The sequence below is a fragment of the Hymenobacter sp. 5516J-16 genome (assembly GCF_022919335.1).
Taxonomy (GTDB): domain Bacteria; phylum Bacteroidota; class Bacteroidia; order Cytophagales; family Hymenobacteraceae; genus Hymenobacter; species Hymenobacter sublimis.
In genome coordinates this window covers 2505903-2527929 of sequence record NZ_CP095058.1, presented here as the reverse complement: position 1 = coordinate 2527929, position 22027 = coordinate 2505903, and the positions used below count along the sequence as shown (strand labels likewise).

Annotated in this window: 24 protein-coding genes and 1 pseudogene; 9 read left to right on the top strand and 16 right to left on the bottom strand. The window is 58.2% G+C overall.

The genetic code is table 11. The annotated features are described in order from the left end of the window. Window positions 1-17: 17 nt before the first annotated feature. Complete coding sequence (locus tag MUN84_RS12525; RefSeq protein ID WP_244694392.1) at window positions 18-263, bottom strand: hypothetical protein; 246 nt, start codon at window positions 261-263, stop codon at window positions 18-20. 54 nt (window positions 264-317) lie between these two features. Then, window positions 318-839, bottom strand: coding sequence for a GreA/GreB family elongation factor (locus MUN84_RS12520; protein WP_244694391.1), 522 nt, complete (start codon window positions 837-839; stop codon window positions 318-320). Window positions 840-951: 112 nt separating this feature from the next. On the opposite strand from MUN84_RS12520, the gene MUN84_RS12515 reads away from it, so the two are divergent. Then, a complete protein-coding gene (locus MUN84_RS12515; RefSeq protein WP_244694390.1) occupies window positions 952-1419 on the top strand; it encodes an NfeD family protein in 468 nt (155 codons plus the stop codon). 74 nt (window positions 1420-1493) lie between these two features. Continuing rightward, complete coding sequence (gene floA, locus MUN84_RS12510; RefSeq protein WP_244694389.1) at window positions 1494-2495, top strand: flotillin-like protein FloA; 1002 nt, start codon at window positions 1494-1496, stop codon at window positions 2493-2495. Window positions 2496-2608: 113 nt separating this feature from the next. Here the strand turns inward: floA and MUN84_RS12505 are convergent, their stop codons facing one another. Together MUN84_RS12505 and MUN84_RS12500 are read right to left on the bottom strand one after the other, a co-directional pair. After that, window positions 2609-3310: an OmpA family protein gene (locus MUN84_RS12505; protein ID WP_244694388.1), complete on the bottom strand. Its 702-nt coding sequence runs from the start codon at window positions 3308-3310 to the stop codon at window positions 2609-2611. Continuing rightward, entirely contained in the window at window positions 3253-4650 is a 1398-nt protein-coding gene (locus MUN84_RS12500) for a glycoside hydrolase (protein WP_244694387.1), read from the bottom strand. Before MUN84_RS12500 ends, MUN84_RS12505 begins: the two co-directional genes overlap by 58 nt. Window positions 4651-5052: 402 nt before the next feature. On the opposite strand from MUN84_RS12500, the gene MUN84_RS12495 reads away from it, so the two are divergent. From MUN84_RS12495 to MUN84_RS23830, 3 genes are all read left to right on the top strand, one after another. Next, window positions 5053-6030, top strand: coding sequence for an isopenicillin N synthase family dioxygenase (locus MUN84_RS12495; RefSeq protein ID WP_244694386.1), 978 nt, complete (start codon window positions 5053-5055; stop codon window positions 6028-6030). 190 nt (window positions 6031-6220) lie between these two features. Continuing rightward, window positions 6221-6982: a chromate transporter gene (locus tag MUN84_RS23835; RefSeq protein ID WP_317238926.1), complete on the top strand. Its 762-nt coding sequence runs from the start codon at window positions 6221-6223 to the stop codon at window positions 6980-6982. Then, window positions 6919-7449 (top strand): chromate transporter, encoded by a 531-nt coding sequence (locus MUN84_RS23830; RefSeq protein ID WP_317238925.1) that lies wholly within the window; start codon window positions 6919-6921, stop codon window positions 7447-7449. The genes MUN84_RS23835 and MUN84_RS23830 overlap by 64 nt, the downstream gene beginning before the upstream one ends. A 105-nt stretch (window positions 7450-7554) precedes the next feature. Here the strand turns inward: MUN84_RS23830 and rfbA are convergent, their stop codons facing one another. The 7 genes from rfbA to prmC form a co-directional block, all read right to left on the bottom strand. Beyond that, window positions 7555-8433: a glucose-1-phosphate thymidylyltransferase RfbA gene (gene rfbA / locus MUN84_RS12485; RefSeq protein WP_244694385.1), complete on the bottom strand. Its 879-nt coding sequence runs from the start codon at window positions 8431-8433 to the stop codon at window positions 7555-7557. Window positions 8434-8481: 48 nt separating this feature from the next. Beyond that, window positions 8482-9489 carry an SDR family oxidoreductase gene (locus MUN84_RS12480; RefSeq protein WP_244694384.1) on the bottom strand — a complete coding sequence of 336 codons (1008 nt, stop codon included), beginning with the start codon at window positions 9487-9489 and terminating at the stop codon, window positions 8482-8484. A gap of 80 nt (window positions 9490-9569) precedes the next feature. Further along, window positions 9570-10625 carry a dTDP-glucose 4,6-dehydratase gene (gene rfbB / locus MUN84_RS12475; protein ID WP_244694383.1) on the bottom strand — a complete coding sequence of 352 codons (1056 nt, stop codon included), beginning with the start codon at window positions 10623-10625 and terminating at the stop codon, window positions 9570-9572. Window positions 10626-10709: 84 nt separating this feature from the next. Further along, window positions 10710-11738, bottom strand: a complete 1029-nt coding sequence (gene galE / locus MUN84_RS12470) for a UDP-glucose 4-epimerase GalE (RefSeq protein ID WP_244694382.1) — start codon at window positions 11736-11738, stop codon at window positions 10710-10712. Window positions 11739-11831: 93 nt separating this feature from the next. Further along, window positions 11832-13127 (bottom strand): nucleotide sugar dehydrogenase, encoded by a 1296-nt coding sequence (locus MUN84_RS12465; protein ID WP_244694381.1) that lies wholly within the window; start codon window positions 13125-13127, stop codon window positions 11832-11834. 75 nt (window positions 13128-13202) lie between these two features. Then, a complete protein-coding gene (locus tag MUN84_RS12460; RefSeq protein ID WP_317238924.1) occupies window positions 13203-13835 on the bottom strand; it encodes an acyltransferase in 633 nt (210 codons plus the stop codon). 96 nt (window positions 13836-13931) lie between these two features. Continuing rightward, on the bottom strand, window positions 13932-14795 hold the full coding sequence (prmC, locus tag MUN84_RS12455) for a peptide chain release factor N(5)-glutamine methyltransferase (protein ID WP_244694380.1): 864 nt from the start codon (window positions 14793-14795) through the stop codon (window positions 13932-13934). 102 nt (window positions 14796-14897) lie between these two features. On the opposite strand from prmC, the gene ribD reads away from it, so the two are divergent. From ribD to MUN84_RS12440, 4 genes and pseudogenes are all read left to right on the top strand, one after another. Further along, window positions 14898-15860 carry a bifunctional diaminohydroxyphosphoribosylaminopyrimidine deaminase/5-amino-6-(5-phosphoribosylamino)uracil reductase RibD gene (ribD, locus tag MUN84_RS12450; protein WP_317238923.1) on the top strand — a complete coding sequence of 321 codons (963 nt, stop codon included), beginning with the start codon at window positions 14898-14900 and terminating at the stop codon, window positions 15858-15860. 214 nt (window positions 15861-16074) lie between these two features. Next, window positions 16075-16556 (top strand): annotated as a pseudogene (locus MUN84_RS12445) (GAF domain-containing protein). Window positions 16557-16658: 102 nt separating this feature from the next. Further along, entirely contained in the window at window positions 16659-16781 is a 123-nt protein-coding gene (locus MUN84_RS22990) for a hypothetical protein (protein WP_262920511.1), read from the top strand. 44 nt (window positions 16782-16825) lie between these two features. Continuing rightward, on the top strand, window positions 16826-17209 hold the full coding sequence (locus MUN84_RS12440) for a dihydrofolate reductase family protein (RefSeq protein WP_244694379.1): 384 nt from the start codon (window positions 16826-16828) through the stop codon (window positions 17207-17209). A gap of 96 nt (window positions 17210-17305) precedes the next feature. Here MUN84_RS12440 and MUN84_RS12435 read toward each other — a convergent pair whose 3' ends face one another. The 5 genes from MUN84_RS12435 to MUN84_RS12415 all read right to left on the bottom strand — a co-directional run bounded on the left by MUN84_RS12435 (window position 17306) and on the right by MUN84_RS12415 (window position 21954). After that, window positions 17306-17986, bottom strand: a complete 681-nt coding sequence (locus MUN84_RS12435) for a phosphatidylserine decarboxylase family protein (protein WP_244694378.1) — start codon at window positions 17984-17986, stop codon at window positions 17306-17308. Window positions 17987-18254: 268 nt separating this feature from the next. Further along, the gene (locus MUN84_RS12430; protein WP_244694377.1) at window positions 18255-19544 is read right to left on the bottom strand and encodes a Glu/Leu/Phe/Val family dehydrogenase; all 1290 of its coding nucleotides are present in this window, start codon (window positions 19542-19544) and stop codon (window positions 18255-18257) included. 317 nt (window positions 19545-19861) lie between these two features. Beyond that, complete coding sequence (locus MUN84_RS12425) at window positions 19862-20830, bottom strand: phosphatidate cytidylyltransferase (protein ID WP_244694376.1); 969 nt, start codon at window positions 20828-20830, stop codon at window positions 19862-19864. A gap of 72 nt (window positions 20831-20902) precedes the next feature. Beyond that, complete coding sequence (locus MUN84_RS12420; protein WP_244698862.1) at window positions 20903-21760, bottom strand: CPBP family intramembrane glutamic endopeptidase; 858 nt, start codon at window positions 21758-21760, stop codon at window positions 20903-20905. Then, window positions 21730-21954, bottom strand: a complete 225-nt coding sequence (locus MUN84_RS12415; RefSeq protein ID WP_244694375.1) for a hypothetical protein — start codon at window positions 21952-21954, stop codon at window positions 21730-21732. Before MUN84_RS12415 ends, MUN84_RS12420 begins: the two co-directional genes overlap by 31 nt. Window positions 21955-22027 lie beyond the last annotated feature (73 nt).

Below are 22027 nucleotides of genomic sequence, written 5' to 3'. Positions count from 1 at the left end.
ATGAGGGGCTTTTCTTTTTACCGGGCGGCGGCAATGGCTTGCTGCAACTCCTCATCCGACAGGTTTTGCTGCCAATCGGAAGCCAGCTCCAGACGCACAGTTTGGGCGCCGCCGCGAGGAGTACATACCACCGTTACCCCACCTTGGTTGGTGGCGCTGCGCTCCACGGCCTCGGCTGTGGCGGCGGTTTCTACTCCGGCGTAAGCTTGTACGCAGGTCCAGGTAGTATTATGAGAGTCGGTTACTTCGCGTTGTTGCATCATGCGCGGTAGTACGCCGGAGCCGCCGGCAGGTTCCCTACCCATAAATAGGCTCGCTTAGTCCTGCCCGTAGCGGATAGCTGCTACCTCCATTTCCTCCGCCTTGGCACCGAGCCGTACCTGCACGCGTTGGCCTAGCTTGGCTCCCTGCACGGCGCGGGCAATGGGGGCAACAAAAGCCACTTTGCCCGCCGCGACTGACGCTTCGTCTACCCCCACGATAGTAAAGCGCCGCTCAGACGCGTTGCCGCCGCCAACTGGCCGCAACGTAACGGTAGCGCCGAAGCGCACTTCCTTAACCGGTTGGCTGCGCGGGTCTACCACTTTGGCGCTGGCCAGGCGCGAGTTGAGGGCGCTGAGTTGGCCGTTGAGCACGGTGAGGCGGCGGGTGCGGTCGGCATCGTTTTCCCGGTTGGCTTCGGCTAAGGTGCGTTCAGCTTCCAAGGCCGTTAACTCCTGGCGTAGCAGTTCCAAGCCTTCGGGGGTGACGTAGTTGGGCGTACCCGGCGGCAGGGCGGCGCGGGGTGGAATAATGGGGGCCTCCAGCGAATCGTCTTCCTTAGTAAATGCACGGCTCATAGTTTCTGCTAACGCGCCAGTCAGGGTGAGGTTGCCGCGGGCCGCTGCCTAAACTTCCTGTGCCACTGAGCCAGCTTCTGCGTATCTTTTCTCAACCTAATCTCCTACCGTTATGGACTGGCTCACGATTGCGCTGCTGCTTGTATTTGGCCTGCTGTTTCTGGTAGCCGAAGTGATTTTCATTCCGGGCACTACCGTGGTAGGGCTGGTAGGATTTGGCCTGCTGGCGGCCGGAATTTGGTTTAGTTACCGCGACCTAGGCGCTACTACCGGCCACATTCTGCTGGGTAGCTCCACGGTGGCTATCGGGGTGCTGGTGTATCTGGGGCTGCGGCCCCGGGCCATCAACCGGGTGGCCCTAACCAACGTCAACCACGCCCGCGTGCAGGATGTGCGCCACCCCGATGTGCAGCCCGGTACCACCGGCCGCGCCCTCTCGGCCCTGCGCCCGGCTGGTACGGTACTCTTCGACGATGACCGGCGCGAAGTAACCACGCGCGGCGAATTTGTGCCCGCCGGTACCCAGGTGCGGGTGCTGGGCATTGAGCACAACCGCATTGTAGTAGAAGGCGTGGCCTAAGCAGCGGCCACGTTCTCATTTTTTGGTTGTTAGTTGCCGTCTGGCACTACCCTTCTTCCCTTTTCCCATCTCGCATGGACTTCCCCTTCTTCCCGATTGTTGTCGGTGGCATTGTGCTGCTGGTGTTTCTGTATTTTTTCCCTATCAGCCTCTGGATTACGGCGCTGTTCTCGGGAGTGCGGGTTAGCTTGTTTCAGTTGGCCTTCATGCGCGTACGCAAGGTGCCGCCCTCCCTTATCGTCAACTCCCTGATTACTTCCACTAAAGCGGGCTTGGAGCTGACAGCCAACGATTTGGAAACCCACTACCTGGCTGGCGGTAACATTCCCAGCGTTATCAAAGCCTTGATTTCGGCCGATAAAGCCAACATTCCGCTTAGCTTCAAGCAGGCCACGGCCATTGACTTGGCTGGGCGCGACGTGTTCGAGGCCGTGACTACCTCCGTGAATCCCAAGGTAATTAATACGCCCAATGTGGCGGCGGTGGCACAGGACGGCATTCAGCTGATTGCCAAGGCCCGCATTACGGTGCGCGCCAACATTGCCCAGCTCGTGGGCGGGGCCGGCGAGGAAACCATTCTGGCCCGCGTGGGCGAAGGCATCGTGACCAGCATCGGCTCGTCCCGCTCCCACAAAGAGGTGCTCGAAAATCCTGACAAGATTTCCAAGCTGGTGCTCAGCAAGGGCCTTGATGCCGGCACCGCCTTCGAAATTCTCTCCATTGACATTGCCGACGTGGACATCGGAGAAAATATCGGGGCCAAGCTCCAAACCGACCAAGCTTCCGCCGACCTGCGCGTGGCCGAAGCCCGGGCCGAGGAACGCCGCGCCATGGCCGTGGCGATGGAGCAGGAAAACCGCGCCAAAACGCAGGAAGCCAAGTCGCGGGTAGTAGAAGCTGAAGCCGAGATTCCCAAGGCCATTGCCGAAGCGTTCCGCTCCGGCAACCTCGGCGTGATGGACTACTACAAGATGCGCAACATGCAGTCAGACACTGACATGCGCGACTCCATTGCTAACCCCGGCGGCCAAAGCGGCAGCACCAAACCCGGCCGCGACGAAGGCCGGCTGAGCTAAATCAGTAGCTAATACCTAAAGCTATAAAACCCCAAACCCACCTAGCATCCTTTGCAAGCTCAGGATGCTAGGTGGGTTTATTGCTTCTCGCTCCTTGCAGCGTGAGAAGAGCCTTACTTCTTCGTAATCCGGAACTCTACCCGGCGGTTGAGCTTGCGGGTTTCTTCCTGGTCGTTGCTGGCAATGGGCTTGCTACCGCCGAAACCCTCGGTGGTAATCCGGTTGCCGCTGATGCCTTTGCTAACCAGGTACTTCTTTACCTCGTTTACGCGGTCCTGGCTGAGCTTCACGTTTAGTTGTGGGTCGCCTTGGTTGTCGGTGTGGCCTTCCAGCTTGATTTCTACCTGCGGATAGTCTTTCAGGATGCGCACTAGGCGCAGCAACTCGGGGTAGGAGTTTTCGCGCAGGTAGTACTTGCTCTGAGCAAAGAAGATGTTGTTCAGCTTGATGCTCTGGCCTACGGCGAAGGGCACTAGGTACAAGTCCTGGTTTACCTCCGAGTACTTCTGGCGGTCCGTCACGTCCAGGTTGTCCGATTCGGCGAGGTAGTCCTTGGCCTCGGCCCGGTAGCCATAGTGGGCACCCGAGGGCAGTACAATGGTGTAAGAGCCGTCAATGGGACTGGTTTCGGCCACCCCAATTTCCTCTCCGGTCAATAGGTTTTCGTAACGGATGGTAGCGGCCACCGGCTTCTTGGAAGCGGCATCCAGCACCTTGCCGCGCACCAGGGTTACGACCTCCGGGCGGAAGGTAGACGTCAGGCTAATGCGGAAAATGTCCTTGGAGCCGCCAATGCCGTTGCGCGCCGATACCAAATAAGCATCTTCACCCGCCGCCGATACGGTGTAATAGGCGTCAAAGTCGGGGAGTTTACGCTGGCGCCCAGGTTGCGCGGTTTGGTCCAGTTGGTCCAGCTGTCATCGAGGCGCTTGGAGTAAAATACATCGCTCTTGCCGTAGCCACCGTGGCCCTCCGAGGCGAAGTACAAGGTTTTGCCATCAGCGGCCAGGAAGGGGGCAAACTCGGGCTTCTTGGTGTTGATGTTGGCTCCAAGGTTTTTAGGCTTGCTCCAGGTTTTACCGTCGGCCTTCATGAAGCTCACAAAGATGTCCTGCTCGCCCTGCCCGTCGCGCCGGTCCACGGCCATGAGCAGCACCTTACCCGAGGTAGCGAGGTAGTAATCCACGTTTTCCTCGTCGTTGTTGTAGAAATCCTCGATTTCAATCTTGACGGGCTGGCTCCAGCCGGTTTTGGTGCGTCGGGCCAAGCTCAAGCCCTTGGGGTCCAGGGAGCCGTCGGGGTTGTACACGTTAATCAGTACGGCCGTATTACCATCCGACGACACCGAGGCCAGTCCGTTGGGGCCGGTGGTGTTGATGGGACTACCGATGTTCTTGGCTTGGTTCCAGGTTTTCTTCTGGGGGTTGCTCAGGTTGCTGTACCACACGTCCTGCACGTCTTTGGCGCCGCCTACGTTCTGCGGGCTTTCCTGACGGGCAAAAAACAGCGTCCGACCATCGGGCGAGATAACCGGGTGGGTGTCAACATACTTGGAGTTGACGTTGGGGCCCAGGTTCACCATGGCCGAATCGAAGGTCACGCCGGGCTGCTCGTTCTTGAACTCCTTTTTCACCATCGTCTCGGCCACATCGGCAATGCCGATGGCGTCAATCTGGTTGACGCCGTTCACGGCCTTGGTGTTCATGGTAACTACTACCCCAATGGTGCGGTACGTACCCGGCGAGAACGTGACTTGCAGGGAGCGAAACTGCTCGGGCACGGGCCCGGGGCTGTCATTGGTGTACACCTGGTGCTTGGCTCCACGGGTGTCCACCAGCTCGATTTTAGAAACGGAGCCCGGATTGAAGTTTTCCACGACCGTCACTTGCTTGGCTACCAGCGACTTGCCAAAGCGCACCTCGATAAACTCGTTGTTGCTTTCCTTTTTCGGAATCCAGGCCTCATTGCTGGCCTGGCCCAGCGGGGTAGCATTTGGCTCACCCAATACTTTTTCCGGCGAGAAGGGCTCCTTGCCTTCCGTTTTCTGCGACGAGACGGCTACAATTTTCGCCGCCCACACGGCGTGTTGCGCCCTAGCCAATGTATTCACCCCGACAACCAACCCCAGCGACAACAGTAACTTAGTAACGTTCATACAATCAAGGCCAAAACAAAAGCTTTCGGGAGATACCTCCTGTTAAATGGACGTCCAGAGTCCTCAAGACGTCCTGAACCGGCCGGAAGTTTCGGGGCCGGGGAAAGCGGCCTTAAAAGTACCGCCTATCAGCCCGGAGTTTTATTAATTCCTTGTTAAAAAAGAAAATTGTGCCCCGGCTACTTCCACCGCGGGTACTGGTTTTTCCTGCCACCCAGCCAACCTGGCCGACTGAGGGGAAAATTAGGTTGCCGAAACCCAACGCTACCAGACTCAGTTCTAAAGGTAACAGTTGCACCCCGATGTGTCTCGGACCGGAGGCAGAACTGGGCACTTCGGGCATTTTTTGAGTACCTTGCGCCCCTCGTACCGTCCCCCCACAAGTACCATTTTCTCTTCACAATGGAAGAAAAGCTGCTGGAGGTAATTCCCTCCCTCGATTTGGCTGATTTCCGCTCCGGTGACCCTGAGCGCAAAGCCCGCTTCGTACAACAACTCGGCGAAGCTTACCAGAACATCGGCTTCGTAGCCCTCAAAAACCACGGTCTTTCCAACGAGCAGACCGAGAAGCTCTACTCCGATGTAAAGTCCTTTTTCTCGCTGCCCGACGACGTAAAGCGCCAGTACGAAAAGCCGGAGCTAGCGGGCCAGCGTGGCTACGTAAGCAAGGGCAAGGAGCACGCCAAGGGCCGCAACACCGGCGACCTGAAGGAGTTCTACCACGTCGGCCAGGAAGTGGACGATGCCAATGACCCCATTAAGTCGGAATACCCCGACAACATCTGGCCCAACGAGGTAGACAGCTTCGCCGATACTTCGCTGACTACGTACAAAACGCTGGAGGCCGCCGGCAAAGATGTGCTGCGCGCCATTGCCCTGTACCTGCAGCTGCCCGAGAACTACTTCGACGATAAGGTGCGCAACGGCAACAGCATTCTGCGTCCCATTCACTACTACCCCATCGAAAACCCCGACGCTGTACCCGCCGACGCTGTACGCGCCGCCGAACACGGCGACATTAACCTGATTACCCTGCTGATGGGTGCCTCAGCCGATGGCCTGCAGGTGCTGCGCCGCGACGGGAAGTGGATTCCGATTACGGCCCTACCCGACCAGATTGTGGTAAACGTAGGCGACATGCTGCAGCGCCTAACCAACGGCGTGCTCAAGAGCACCATTCACCGCGTGGTAAACCCGCCCCGCGAGAAAATGAACTCCTCGCGCTACAGCATTCCCTTCTTCATGCACCCGCGCTCGGAAATGAGCTTGGCCGCCCTGGAGAGTTGCGTAACCCCCGACAACCCCAAGAAGGAGGCCGACATTACCGCCGGTGAGTTCCTGAATGAGCGCCTGATTGAGTTGGGCCTGAAGAAAAAGTAATTACGATTGTCTTTTCGAGCGGGGCAGAAAGGTTAGGTGGTTTACTCAATGATACTACCAGACTTTCCGCCTTCCTCGGAAGAACACAGCTAACTTTCCGGCCCCGACTGCTTTATGTAGCCGGGGCCGGTTGTTTTTCCGGCGGCTTTCCGCTTCCTTGTTCGGTAGCCACCCGCCTTTGCCTTCGCCCTTGATTCCGCAAGAAGATATTCAGTTGGCCCCGCCTTCTCGCCGTTCGGAACGGGTAAAGCGGGTGCGCAACATCATTTTCCTCAAGGACGTGGCCGCCCTGGGGCTCTCGGCCTTTGGCGGGCCGCAGGCGCACTTGGCCATGATGCTGCGCCTACTGGTGGATAAGCGCCGCTACCTGACGGCCGCCGAGCTGCTAGAACTCACGGCCCTGTGCCAAATTCTGCCCGGCCCCACTTCCACCCAAACCATTACCGCCATCGGCTTCCGGCTGGGCGGACCTAACCTAGCCTACCTCACCCTTTTGGTTTGGATGCTGCCAGCGGTGTGCATCATGACTGCCGCGGGTCTGACCATCAGCTATTTAGACAAAGCCCAAGTGGCCCGACTGGTGCAGTATGTACAGCCGGTAGCTATCGGCTTTGTGGCGTACTCCGCCTACAAGATTGCCGAGAAGGTAATTCACACGAAGACCTCCGTGGCCCTGATGGTAGTAGCTGCCATGCTGGTGTACCAGTTTCAGGTGCCCTGGCTGATGCCGTTGCTGCTGCTGCTGGGTGGGTTGGTAACTACTTTCCGCTACCGGAAGCTTCCGCAGGAGCCCAAGGTGCCCCTGCGCATTGAGTGGTCGAACTTTGTGTTGTGGCTGGGTGTGTTTGTGGGGGCGGCCGTGCTGGGCCAGTACACTCAGCTGCTCCCGTGCGCCTGTTCGAGAACTTCTACCGCAACGGCAGCCTCGTGTTTGGGGGCGGGCAGGTGCTAGCACCCCTATTTTACACCGAGTTCGTGGAGTTTAAGCACTACCTCACGGCCGAGGAGTTTCTGTCGGGGCTGGGTATGGTACAGGCGCTGCCGGGCCCCAACTTCTCCTTTGCCGCCTACATTGGAGCCCTAGCCATGCGGCGCGACGGTAGCGGCCTGGATGGGCAACTGCTGGGGGCCTTAGTCGGGGCCGTAGGTATCTTCATGCCCGGCACACTGCTTATCTTCTTCCTGATTCGCTTCTGGGATCAGCTGAAACGCTACCGGGTTATCAAGGCCTCGCTGGAGGGCATCAACGCCGTATCGGCCGGGTTGGTGTGCGCCGCCACTTTTTTGCTCTACCACCCCTTGCCCGATACCTCCGTCAACCTGATTCTGATTGCCGCTACCTTTCTGGTGCTCCTCTGGGACCGGGTGCCTTCCTACCTGATTGTGCTGGTAGCACTCGGGGCAGGCATTGTATTTTAAGCGAGACTCTTGACAACAGCTCACGTTACCAGCCGGTAGCAAACCCAACGGCCCGGTTCTCAACTTAGAGGACCGGGCCGTTGGGTTTGCGAGTCAGTTACTGCGCTAGCCTTTCACTACCAGTTGTTCGGGCAGGTGCATGAGGTAGTCGCCGTAGCCGCTTTTGCGCAGGGGCTCGGCAATTTTGCGCAATTGGTCGGCGTCGATAAAACCCTGACGGTACGCTACTTCTTCAATAGAGCCAACCTTCAGGCCTTGCCGCTGTTCAATTACCCGCACAAACTCACCGGCTTGCATCAGGCTCTCGAAAGTACCGGTATCCAGCCAGGCCGTGCCCCGGCCCAAGATGCCCACTTTCAACTTGCCCCGGCGCAGGTATTCCTGGTTTACGTCGGTGATTTCGTACTCGCCGCGGGCGCTGGGCTTTAGGTTGCGGGCAATTTCCACTACCTCGTTATCGTAGAAGTAGAGGCCTGGCACGGCGTAGTTGCTCTTGGGCTGCTTGGGCTTCTCCTCAATGCTGAGGGCTTTGTTATTCTGGTCAAACTCTACTACCCCATACCGCTCCGGGTCGTGCACGTGGTAGGCATATACCACACCGCCGTCGGGGCTGTTATTGGCTTTGAGCAACTCCTCCATGCCTTCACCGTGGAAGATATTGTCGCCGAGCACTAGGGCTACCTTATCGTCACCGATAAAGTCGGCGCCGAGCACGAAGGCCTGGGCCAGCCCGTTAGGTACTTCCTGCACCACGTATTGGAAGTTGCAACCCAGGTTCTGGCCGTCGCCGAGGAGCTTACGAAACTGCTCTTGGTCGTGGGGCGTCGTGATGATGAGAATATCCTTGATGCCGGCCATCATCAAAATCGACAAGGGATAATAAATCATCGGCTTGTCGTAGACGGGCATGAGCTGCTTGCTCACGGCCAGGGTAAGCGGGTGCAACCGGGTGCCGGAGCCGCCGGCGAGGATAATACCTTTCATGGGGAGGGCGGTATGTCTGGGGCGCTGACTGCGCTGTTGAGTAAGTAGTTAGTTTCGCTCGGCAATAAACTCCTGATGGGTTTTAAACCATTCCAGGGTTTTTTGCAGGCCTTCTCGAATACGAATCTGAGGCTGGTAGTTGAGCAGGTTGTTGGCCTTACTGATGTCGGCCAGGGAGTCGCGGATGTCGCCAGCACGGTCGGGGCCGTACTCGGGGGTGATGTCGGAGCCGGCTTCTTCCTTCAGAATGTTGAACAGGTCGTTGAGCGAGGTACGGTCGGCCACGGCCACGTTGTACACCTGATTCACGGCCTCCGGGTTCTGCACCAGCGCCGCCTTGATGTTGGCTTGCACGCAGTTTTCCACGAAGGTGAAGTCGCGGGTCTGGCCCCCGTCGCCGTTCATGCGGGGCGGACGTCCCTCCAGCACGGCATCGATAAAGAGCGGAATAACGGCTGCATACGCCCCGTTGGGGTCCTGGCGCGGGCCGAAAATATTGAAGTAGCGCAGCCCAATAATCTCCATGCCGTAGGTTTTGCCAAACACGTCGGCGTAGAGCTCATTGGCATATTTGGTCACGGCGTAGGGCGAGAGGGGCTTGCCAATGCGGTCCTCAACTTTGGGCAGGGCCTTATGGTCACCGTAGGTAGAGGACGAGGCCGCGTATACGAAGCGCTTCACACCCGCTTCCTTAGCGCCCACCAACATATTCACGAACCCACCTACGTTCACATCATTACTGGTAATGGGGTCATTGATGGAGCGAGGCACGGAACCTAGAGCCGCCTGGTGGAGCACCACGTCAATGCCTTGACAGGCATCAATGCAGGTCTGCCGGTCCCGGATGTCGCCTTCAATCACGCGCAGAGCCGGATTACCTTCGAACAAGGCTACATTCTTGCGGAAGCCATTCGAGAAGTTATCCAGCACGCGTACTTCTTTGGCGCCGTACTTCAGCAGGTATTCCACCAGATTAGAGCCGATAAAGCCGGCCCCACCGGTTACCAAGAAGGCCAGGTTATCAAGCGGCTGGTCATGAAAAGGAGTGTTATACACGTCGTGTTAGGTAAGAAATGGGGAGTGAGAAAGGCAGAATGAGGGCTAGTGAACCGAGCTAAAGCCCTTCCCTTTCTCTTTTAGCGCGCGGCGTACTGCTGCTGGTAGTACGTTTGGTAGGCGCCGCTCGTCACGTTATTAAGCCACGCCTGGTTTTCCAGGTACCAGTCCACCGTCTGGGAAAGCCCTTGTTCGAAGGTTACGGAGGGTTTCCAGCCCAGCTCATTCATGATTTTGCTGGAATCAATGGCGTAGCGCAGGTCGTGGCCTGCGCGGTCCGTCACGAAGGTGATAAGCTTGCGCGAGGTGCCTTTCTCCTTACCGGTTTTCTCGTCCAGCGTATCGCACAGCAAGTGAATCAACTCCAAGTTGGCCCACTCGTTTACGCCCCCGATGTTGTAGGTTTCGCCTACCTTACCCTTGTGAAAAACGGCGTCAATGGCGGTAGCGTGGTCTTTCACGAACAGCCAGTCGCGCACGTTTTCGCCCTTGCCATATACGGGCACCGGCTGGCCGTGCTGGATGCGGTGAATGGCCAGCGGAATCAGCTTCTCGGGGAAGTGGTTGGGCCCGTAGTTGTTGGAGCAGTTGCTCAGCTTCACGGGCATGTGGTAAGTATGATGCCAGGCCCGCACAAAGTGGTCCGACGAGGCTTTCGACGCCGAATAAGGCGAACGGGGGTCGTAGGGCGTATCCTCCGTGAACATGTCCGGGCCGAAATCCAGGGAGCCGTACACTTCATCAGTTGACACGTGGTAGAAGACTTTGCCTTCGTAGCCCAGGGGCTTCCACAGATTTTTGGCCGCGTTCAGCAGGTGTACCGTACCCAGCACGTTGGTTTTCACAAATGCCAGCGGATCGGTAATGCTACGGTCCACGTGCGACTCGGCCGCCAAGTGAATCACGGCATCTGGCTCCTCGGTAGCAAACAAGTGGTCCACGAAGGCCTGATCCGTAATGTCACCCTTCACCAGCCGGTAGTTAGGTGCCGATTCAATGTCGCGCAGGTTTTCCAGGTTGCCAGCGTAGGTCAGGGCATCCAGGTTCAGAATCTGATACTCCGGATACTTCGTCACGAACAGGCGCACCACGTGCGACCCAATGAAGCCGGCCCCGCCGGTGATGATAATCTTCATGTTATTGAGCTATTGGCTAGTAGCTGACAGCTACTAGCCTTTTTTAGATGATGCGTAACGCAAAAAGCGAAGAGCTAACTGCTATCAGCCATTAGCTAAAGAAAGCTGCCACTTCCAGGCACTGGCTAGGGCTTCTTCCAAGGTAGAACTGGTCTGGAAACCAAGCTTCTGCACCGATTTGGTTACGTCGGCGTAGATGGCGGGCACGTCGCCGGGGCGGGGCGGACCGATGGTATAGTTCAGCTTCTGGCCGGTAGCGCGCTCGAAAGCCTGCACTACTTCCAGCACCGAGTTGCCCCGGCCGGTACCCACGTTAAAGGTTTCCACGGTGTCGCCAGTACCATCGAGCAGACGCTGCACGGCTACCACGTGCGCCTTGGCCAGGTCCACCACGTGCACGTAGTCGCGGATGTTGGTGCCGTCGGGCGTGTCGTAGGTATTACCGTGAATCGTGAGCTTCTCCCGGATGCCGGCCGCCGTTTGAGTAACGTACGGAATCAGGTTCTGCGGAACACCCAGGGGTAGCTCCCCAATTTTGGCCGAAGCATGGGCCCCAATGGGATTGAAGTAACGCAGCAGAATGGTGCGCAGCCCGCCAGCGGGCGCCGCGGCTACGTCGCGCAGAATATCCTCGCACATCTGCTTGGTAGCCCCGTAAGGTGAGTTAGCCTTTTTGGTCGGTGTCTGCTCGGTTACGGGCAGAGCATCAGGCACGCCGTACACGGTGCAAGAGGAAGAGAAAACCAAAGAAGCTACCCCAAACTCGCGCATCACTTGCAGCAAAGTCAGCAGGGAGCCCACGTTGTTCTGGTAGTATTCCAGCGGCTTCTGTATCGATTCGCCCACGGCTTTGTAGGCGGCGAAGTGGATAACGCCCTTGAGGCTACCTTCTTCGGCAAAGACGGCTCGCATGGCCTCTATGTCGTTGCAGTCGATGCCGTGAAAGGGAATTTTCACGCCCAGAATCTCCTCCACGCCAGCCAGAGCCGACTGCTGAGAATTGCTGAAGTTATCGATGATGACGGGCTGAAAACCAGCTTCGTACAACTCAACCACTGCGTGCGAGCCAATATAGCCAGCGCCACCTGTTACGAGGATTTTGGTTCTTTCCATCTGTCAAATTGTGAAGTGGCGAAGTAGTGAAATGGCGAGTTGCTGTGCAGATAACGAATCAGCAAACTCACCACTTCACAAGTTCACTATTAATTACAGGCTCCAGTAGGCCAAATCCTGAATTTTACCGCGGAACAAGCCTTTGATGTCAATTACTACGGCAGGCTGGTTGGTAATGCTTTTGAAGTAAGCCTCGTCAAGCTGGGTGTAAGGCTGGTGGCTTACCGCTACAATGATGCCGTCGTAGTCCTTACGCACCTCACTTTCGGGCGTCAGCCGGAAGCCGTACTCGTGCTGCAGCTCGTCGGAATCGGCGTGGGGGTCCACGATGTCCACGTTTACGCTGAAGTTTTTCAGTTCCTGAATGACGTCGGCTACCTTGGAGTTACGAATATCTTCCACGTTCTCCTTGAAGGTAGCGCCCATCACCAGCACCCGGCTCTTAGAGACGTCCTTGCCCTGCTTAATCATGGTCTGCACGGTCTTGCGTGCAATGTAGGCTCCCATGTTGTCGTTGGTCGTGCGGCCCGACAAAATCACCTTCGCGTCGTAACCCAGTTCCTTCGCCTTGTAGGTCAAGTAGTACGGGTCAACGCCGATGCAGTGGCCGCCCACCAGACCGGGCGAAAACTTCAGGAAGTTCCACTTGGTGCCGGCGGCCTCTAGCACCTCGTAGGTGTTGATGCTCATGCGGTCAAAAATCATCGACAGCTCATTCATCAACGCAATGTTCACGTCGCGCTGGGTGTTTTCGATGATTTTGGCGGCCTCGGCTACTTTAATGCTGCTGGCACGGTGCACGCCGGCCTGCACCACTAGCTCGTAGGTTTTGGCAATTTCCTCCAGTGACTCGGCGTCGCAGCCGGCTACTACCTTCACGATGCTGGAGAGGGTGTGCTCTTTGTCGCCGGGGTTGATGCGCTCGGGCGAGTAGCCTACCTTGAAATCCTGGGGGAACTTCAGGCCCGAAAGCTGCTCCATCACCGGAATGCAGTCCTCCTCGGTGCAGCCCGGGTACACGGTGCTTTCAAATACCACGTAGTCGCCTTTCTTCAACACTTTGCCTACCGAGGACGAAGCGCCGAGCAAGGGCTTCAAATCGGGTTGGACGTGCTCATCAATGGGCGTAGGTACGGCCACAATGTAAAACGTAGCCTCGCGCAGCACGTCCAGCGAGTCGGTAAACTCAATGTCACAGCCTTCGAAATCCTTGGCCTCCAACTCCCCGCTCGGGTCAATGTTGTTGCGCATCATCTCGACCCGCTTGGCGTTGATATCAAAGCCAATGACTTGGATTTTGCGGGCGAATTCGAGGGCGATAGGCAGGCCTACGTAACCAAGGCCGATGACGGCCAGCTTGGCCTTTTTCTGGAGAAGTTGCTCGTACACGATAGCGGAACTTAGGAACTTGAAGACTTAGGATCGGGGCTTGGTGAAAGCCGGAAAACTGAAACTTACCGCCGGCTAGCCGGGGCTGATACGGGAAACGCGGCCATCGGTTAGCTGGTACTGCTCCTGGCCCTCCGGACAGGTAGCGCGACCGGCTTCGTCGAAGGTTAGGCGGTGGCCCCGGGCGCTCATCCAGCCGCGCAAGCGGGCCGGATTGCCGTACACTAGGGCGTAGGCTGGTACGTTGCGGGTTACCACGGAGCCTGCGCCCACAAATGCATATTCGCCGAGGATAACCCCACACACTATGGTGCTGTTGGCTCCAATGCTGACTCCCTGGGCTAGGCGGGTAGGCTGGTAGTGGCCGGGGCCCCGGCGCGGCACCGCAGCGCGTGGGTTGAGCACGTTGGTAAATACTACGGACGGACCAATAAACACGTCGTCGGCGCACTCTACGCCGGCGTACAGGCTTACATTGTTTTGGACTTTCACGTTGCGGCCCAGCGTTACGCCTTCGGCCACAAATACATTCTGACCTAAGGAGCACTCCGGCCCCAATTCTGCGCCGGCGCTTACGTGGCAAAAATGCCAGATCCGGCACCCGGCACCAATACGGCAGCCCTCGTCGAGGACGGCAGTAGGGTGCGCATAGTAACCAGAAGCGTCGGGCATGCCGAAGGAATTGATGAGCAGAATTTCAGCCGGCAAAGGTAGGGGTTTTGGATGTGTGATAAGAATTTAATGCCACACTTCCGCCTGAATGCCGGCTGATTGCCTTCGTAATCTAATCCGGCGGGCAGTCGCCTACCCTAGCCAGGTAGCTCGTACCAGTCGGGCTTTTCCAAATAAATCGAGGCGGGGTTCGGCTTCTTGGTAGCCCAAACCCTGCAGCATGGCCACGGTTTCGGGAGCAAATTGCTCGTTTATTTCGAAGTACAGGGCGCCGCCAGCGGCCAGTAACTCGCGGCCTAGTTCTGCAATGCGCCGGTAGAACAGCAGCGGATCATGGTCGGGCACAAACAGGGCCGTGGCTGGTTCGTACTGCAGCACGTTGGGCCGCATCAGGGGCCGCTCTTGTTCCAGCACGTAGGGTGGGTTGCTGACCAGCACGTCCAGCGGTGCCTTTAGCACCGGCCGCTCCCGCAGAATATCTACCTGCTGAAAGTCGATGGCTACGCCGTAGGTAGTGGCGTTGCGCCGGGCCACGACCAGCGCTTCGGCTGAGATGTCAAGAGCAGTCAGGTGAGGCGTTAGGAGCTGCTGGGCCAGGGCTAGCGGGATGCAGCCCGAGCCGGTGCCCACGTCCAGCACGCGCAGGCCCGCGCGGTGACCTTGCTCCTGCACAATTAAAGCCACCAATTCCTCCGTCTCGGGCCGTGGAATGAGGGTAGCGGGCGTTACTTCTAGCTCCAGTCCGGCAAAGTAGGCCACGCCCAGCACGTATTGTAGGGGCTCGTGACGCAGCAGGCGGGCCTGCAGGGGGGCAAGGGCGGCTAGCTTATCGGCCGGCACCGGCTCGGGGGCCTGCACGCGGCGCTGTAGGGGCGAAAGGCCCAACAAGTGTTCCAGCACCTGCCCAGCTATGGCTTCGGCCTCCGGGGCCGGGTAAATAGCGGTAAGATTAGTGGCAAGGCGGGCCGTAAGCTGGCGAAGCGTGGGCGTAAGCATAAGGCAAAAGTACGCGGGATTTGCGGCCAGCCCGGCGGGTAGGTGGTGGTTTCGCGCGGGCCCGTATCTTCACCGCCTGACCTCTCGCCTACCTTCCCGCCCATGCCTACCCCTACTTCTTCCGATGAGCTATTCATGCGCCGCGCCCTGGACCTGGCCCGTCTCGGCACCGGCCACACCCGGCCTAACCCGCTAGTAGGCTGCGTTATTACGCACCAAGGCCGCATTATAGGCGAGGGCTGGCACCGGCAATATGGTGGCCCCCATGCCGAAGTCAACGCCGTGGCTGCCGTCACGGACTCGCAACTCCTACCCCAAAGCCGGGTGTACGTCACCCTGGAGCCCTGCTCCCACTTCGGCAAAACTCCACCCTGCGCCGATTTGCTCATTGAAAAGCAGGTAGCGGAGGTTGTTATCTGTAACCTCGACCCAAACCCACTGGTGGCGGGCCGGGGCATTCAGAAGCTGCGGGATGCTGGGATTCAGGTAGAAACGGGCGTGCTGGAAGCCGAAGGGCGGGCCCTGAACCGGCGCTTCTTCACGTTTCAGGAGCAGCAACGGCCTTATGTGGTGCTGAAGTGGGCCGAAACCGCCGATGGCTACCTGGCCGGCCCGTACTTTCAGCCCGTGGCCATCAGCGGCGAGCTGGCCCGGGTGGCCGTGCACCAGTGGCGAACCGAGGAACACGCTATTCTGGTGGGCACCCGCACGGCCCTGCACGACAACCCCCGCCTGAACGCGCGCGAGTGGCCCGGCCCCAATCCCATCCGGCTAGTCATCGACAAGAACCTGAGCCTGCCGCCTACCCATCACCTCTTCGATGGTAGCCAGCCTACCGTCGTGTTTACGTACCGGGAACGGGCATCCCAACCCAACAACCTGACCTACGTGACACTTTCGGAAGCCGAAGACCTGTTTCCGCAGATTTTGCACCACTTGTACCAGCAAGGTGTACAGTCGGTATTGGTGGAAGGCGGACCAACGGTGCTTAACTCCCTACTCAAGGATGGCTTGTGGGACGAGGTCCGGGTAATCCGCAGCCCCCGGCGGCTGGGTGGGGGGTAGCGGCCCGCGCATCGGACTAACCGGCCTGCGGGAACAGCTGACGCTGGGGCCGGACGAAGTGTTTATTTACCAGCGCTAAACGGTGAGCAGAACGGTGCTGTTAGCAACCAATAAACCCACCCCGGCTACTACCGCTACCTTTGTGTTGTTTACTGCCTGCATCGGAGCGTAGTCGCTCCGTCGTGCTTTTTACGTTTTTCTCTTTTCCTTCCTCATGGCTGAAGAACTTCACCTCGATACTACCGTCAGCAAGGCGGAACAATACCGTCAGCTTCTCCCCAAATTGTAGCCCTTACTACCGGCGAGCCCGACCGGGTAGCTAACCTGGCCAACACGGCAGCGGCGCTGCGGCAGGCATTTGGCTTTTTTTGGGTGGGTTTCTACCTGGTGCAAGGCCAGGAGTTGGTGCTGGGCCCGTTTCAGGGTCCGATTGCCTGCACCCGCATACGGCACGGCAAGGGCGTGTGCGGTGCCAGCTGGGCGCAGGCTGCTACCCTGCTCGTGCCCGACGTGGAGCAGTTTCCCGGCCATATCGCCTGCAGCTCCGATTCAAAATCTGAAATTGTTGTGCCTGTGCTTAAAAATGGGCAGGTAGTGGCCGTATTGGATGTGGACAGCGACCAGCTAAACGATTTCGACCAAGACGACCAGCAGGCTCTGGAGCAGCTGATGACGGTAGTGGCGGAGTGGTTTTAGCGGGTGAGGGGCGGCGAAAAATAGGATAATCCGCTGGCTGGTGCTGATCTACCGCGCTCGGCGGCTTAACTTACTCCGCACAACCCCACTCCACCCCCACCCATGCGTAAAGTAGTATTATACATTGCCACTAGCCTCGATGGCTACATTGCCTCCCCGACGGATCCGTTGAGTGGCTGCCCACGCCACCCCCGGGCGAGGATTACGGGTACGCCAACTTCCTAGCTACCGCCGACGCCACGCTGCTGGGCCGGGCCACGTACGAGCAGGTGCTTTCGTTTGGCGAATGGCCCTACCCCACCCTCACCAACTACGTATTCACCCACCGCCCACCCGCGGAGCCGGCCCACGCCTCGGTGCACTTCGTGACAGAAGACCCTACCCAGTTTGTCACCCAGCTCAAGCAACAGCCCGGCAACACTATCTGGCTGATTGGGGGCAGCACCTTGGCTTCCCCGCTGCTGGCCGCCGGCCTGATTGACGAGCTGATGCTGTTCATTGTACCCCAGCTGCTGGGCTCAGGCATTCCGCTGTGGCGGGAACAACCCCGGCCGCGCGTTCTTACCCTGCAACGCACCCAAACCTGGCCCGATGGCACCACTCTGCTGCACTACCTGCTGCCGGGTCTCGTGAAAAGTCAGGTAGAAAGCTAGCAAGCCGTTCTACACCAGCCCTATCTTCATTTCTACAAAAAAGCTGAGCCCCGCTACCTAGTAACGGGGCTCAGCTTTTTAACTTTATTCTTCTGTTTAAAACAGGCTGGGTGCGTCGGTTTTGAGCTGGGCAATGATGGTTTGGCCACCTTTTACTTTTTCCCCAATCTGCACCTTTACCTCCGTGTCCACGGGCACGAAAATATCCACGCGGGAGCCGAACTTGATAAAGCCGAACTCTTCGCCCTGGCTTACCTCGTCGCCCTCGTTCACGTACCACACAATGCGGCGGGCCATGGCTCCGGCAATCTGGCGGAACAGTACAAACGGGCCCGCCTCCGACTCCACTACCACCGTCGTCCGCTCGTTTTTGGTGCTGCTCTTGGGGTGCCAGGCCACCAAGTAGTTACCGGGATGGTACTTAAAGTAGCGCACAATGCCCGAAATAGGGTTGCGGGTGATGTGCACGTTAATCGGCGACATGAAGATGCTAATCTGCTTGCGCTGGTCGTCGAAGTACTCCGGCTCATGCACGTTTTCGATAACTACCACTTTACCGTCGGCGGGAGCAATTACCAAGTCTTCGTGGGTGAACAGGCGCCGGGCTGGGCTCCGGAAGAACTGCAGCAGCGTCAGGAAGACGATAACGGAAATACCCGCGAAAACTTTGTTAAAGCCGTCGTTTTCGGCGTTGTAGCGGAACAGCAGCAGGTTGGCGGCCAATAGGGCCAGCAGCGTAAAGAACAGAATACGTCGTCCTTCTTTGTGGATCTTCATATATCACTGATTAGCGCCGGATGAGCAGAACTTCCTGCCAGAGGCGTCAATACAAGCTAACGGGAAAGGCGGCAACGAAAGTTGCCCGGAGTGGGAAAACAACCGGTCCTCGGCTTACAAAGATAGCCCGAGCCGTGAGGCCCGGGCTATCGGAAAGCAAATATACGTGGCGAAAAGGTGAGATAGTGAATTAGTGCGTTTGTCGTACCAGCGAGTCAGCTTTGCTAGCCCGATAAGCTCACGAATTCCTCATCCAACCATTGCACGGCTAGAAGCCGCCGCGGAACTTGTAGGTCTGGGCTACTTTGTCGATGGCTACCACGTAGGCGGCAATGCGCATCGGAATGTTGTACTTCTGAGAGGTGGCGTACACTTTCTCGAAGGCCTCGTTCATGATGCGGTCGGCGCGCTCAGTCACCATGTCCTCGCTCCACTTGAAGCCCTGGCGGTTCTGCACCCACTCAAAGTAAGAAACCGTTACCCCGCCCGAGTTGGCCAGGATGTCGGGTACTACCATGATGCCTTTTTCATTGATGATGGGGTCAGCGGAAGCAGCCGTAGGGCCGTTGGCCCCCTCCACAATCAGCTTGGCCTTGATGGCGTGGGCGTTGTGCTCAGTGATTACGTCTTCCACGGCGGCCGGCACGAGCAGGTCTACCTCGGAGGTTAGCAAATCATCGGCGTTGTCCATGAGGGTAGCGCCGGTGAAGCCATCGAGGCGGCCTTTGTGCACGTTTTTGTACGCCACGGCCTCGTCGATGTTGATGCCGTTCTCGTTCCAGTAAGCACCGCTTACGTCGGAGATGCACTTAATTTTCACGCCCTGCTCGCTGAGCAGCTTGGCGGCCCAGGAGCCTACGTTGCCGAAGCCTTGTACCGCCGCCGAAGTCTGCGCGGGGTTCATGTCCAGCTTTTTCATGGCGGCCAGCGCCGATACCATTACGCCGCGGCCGGTAGCCTCGGTGCGGCCCAAGGAGCCACCCATTACCAGGGGCTTGCCCGTAACTACGGCCGGGGAGGTAGCGCCCACCGTTTTGCTGAACTCGTCCATGAGCCAGGCCATTTCGCGGGGGCCGGTACCCATGTCGGGAGCCGGAATGTCACGGTCGGGGCCGAACACGTCCTTCATGGCCAGGGTGTAGCCGCGGGTGAGGCGCTCAATTTCGCCGGCGCTCATGGTGGTCGGGTCGCAGATGATACCGCCCTTGGCTCCACCGTAGGGAATATCCACCACGGCGCACTTCCAGGTCATCCAGGCGGCCAGGGCCTTCACCTCGTCGAGGTGCACGTTCTTGTCGTAGCGAATACCGCCTTTCGAGGGGCCCAGAATGGTATTGTGCACCACGCGGTAGCCTTCAAATACGCGCACCTTGCCGTTGTCCATCGTCACGGGAATGTGCACGATGATTTGCTTGTCGGGCGCTTTCAGGACGTTGTAGGTTTCATCATCGAGCCCGAGGATTTCCGTGGCCACGTTGAAACGCGACATCATAGATTCCAGGGGATTTTCGGCATCGACGCGGGGAGCCGGCTCTTTGTACACCGTGGTGGCAGCCATACGGGGTTGGGGTTGGGGTGGGTGAGATTAAAAAGTAGGCGACTCAAGCGGTGGGAGCCGAAGTCGCGCACGAGAAAATTGGGTGGTCAAAGGTAGTAGGTTTATGCCATACGGCAGGTAGCGCGCGTAGGGTACAGAGGACCAGCCAGCTGCCAACTGATTACCTTCTCATCGAAGCCCGATGTTCGCTGTTAAGGTTTGCATCTGCCAGCACCAATACCTGCTCGTATTCACAAAATTTCTGGGTGCATCCTCCACGAAAAAAGCCGAACGCCCGGCGAGGCATTCGGCTTTTCTGTTTCGAGCGGAGAGCTACCCTACCCCAGCAGCAGCCGCAGCAGGGCCAGCACCGGCAGAATAAACAGGAAGGCATCGAACCGGTCGAGCAGGCCGCCGTGCCCGGGCATGATGCGGCCCGAATCCTTAATATCGACGCTGCGCTTGAGCATGGATTCGGCCAGGTCGCCCAGGGGCCCGAATACGGCCACCACGCCGGCTACTACCAGGCGGTAGGTTAGGGAGAGTTCGGGCAGGAGGTAGCCCAGGGCCCAGCCCATAACCAGGGTAAGCAGAAAGCCGCCCACGGCGCCTTCCCAGGTTTTACCGGGTGATATTTTCGGAGCGAGTTTGTGCTTACCGAAGGTTTTGCCCGCAGCGTAGGCTCCAATATCTGACGACCACACTAGCAGCAGTAGCGCGAAGATGCGGCGGTAATCGTAGCCGGTTTGGGTGAAAGCTAGCACGTTCAATAGACTCATCGGCAGACTCACGTACAGCAAGCCTAGTAGCGCCACACCCACGTTGGCAAAGGGCGAAAACTGCTGATTCTCGCGCGGCCACGCGGCCATTTCCCGCAGAATGAGGATAACGGGCAGGAGAAGAAAAAATCCGAACCCTAGTTTCAGCAACAGGACTTTATCTTCATCAATAAAATTGGGATTGAGTGCTCCCAAAGACTGTTCTCCTATATAAATATCGTTTAAGTAATCAGGTAAGGCGCATACGTATACTGCACCCATGAAAACGAATAAACTTATTGCTCCACCCAGCAGGGCTGCCGGCTTATAGCCTACCTCCCGCATCATGCGGTAAAATTCCCAAAGCATCCGCATCTGCACCAACCCGAAAAACAGCGCGAATGTCCAGGCGCTGTACCACACGCTACCCAGCAGCAGCACAGCCCCGATAACGCCGAAAATGATGCGCTGGGTTAGGTTCGACATGGCGGGCTTGCCCGCTGGGGGCTCCGTAGTAGCAGGGGAAACGGGCGTGGGAGAGGTCGACAAGCGGGCAGTAATAAAGGGTAGGAATATGGGTCGGGAAGGGGTTGTAGGAGGCAGTTCTACTGGCTGTGTAGGCTAGCCTTCTGAGCGGGTGGCATCCACGCCGTCGTGGCTGAGGGTACGGGCCACGGTGGGGGTAGCGGCGGCCTGGCGGGTAGCCACGCCGCTACTACCCAAGGTGCGCAAGTGGGTAGGCTCGTCCTCGGCGCGGGGCCCTTCCATCCGCTCCCGCAAGTACCAGAGCAGGACCGCGCCAACTACCAGGGACGCCAGTACCAGGTACCAGGGCATACTTTCCGTAGAGTCGGGGTCGAAGCTGGCCGCCGACCACTGGCGCTGCTGAGCGTATAAGATGAGCAGTTGGAAAGCATTTTGGGTGAAGTGTGCCGCCATGGGTACCAGAATGTTACCGCTCCACTCGTAGAGGTAGCCCAGCACCAGTCCCAGCACAAAGCGCGGAACAAAGCCAAAAAACTGCTGGTGAATGGCGCTGAAGATGGCCGCCGCCAGCCAGATGCCCACGTGACGGGAGTTAAACCACTGCACCAGATTGCGCTGCAAAACCCCGCGAAAGAACAGCTCCTCACTAAAAGCCGGAATAACGGCCAGCACCACCAGCGCCACCAGCAGCCGGGCGGTGGAGTTCAGGCGCGCCAGAAATTCCGTGGCCTTTTTCAACTCCAGTTCTTTGGCCTGAGCCCACTGCTCAAAGCCGCTTAAAAAGCCGGGAAAGTGAATTCCTTGATTCCACTCAATAAGCACGGCCATAGCCGGCAGGCTACTGATAATCAGGAGGGCCGCCGGCAGCAGCCACTGAACCCGCACCGGCCGGCGGGGCGTGAAGTACTCGGCCCAGCGGTAGCCGGTTACGGCCGCAAACCCCAGCGCCGCCCCGCCTAGCATCACCAGCAGCGTAACGCCCTGGGAAAGCATGAGCACACCCCAGCCGTTGGGGTGGTCCTGGGGTTTTGCGCTACGTTGCCCAACTCCTGCATCCCTACCCCAAACAGCAGCTTGTTAAACACCATGGTGAAGAAGCCGGCAATGCAAAGCGTAGCAACAGTAATGAGCAGCAGCAAGGCCAGATTGGCGAAGGGGTGCAACCGGCTGGAGACGAAACCTTTCATACAAAGTTGGGGTCTTGGGGGCTTAGGGCCTCGGGGCTCGGAAACCGTGCAACGACTCTACGCGAGTGCGTCA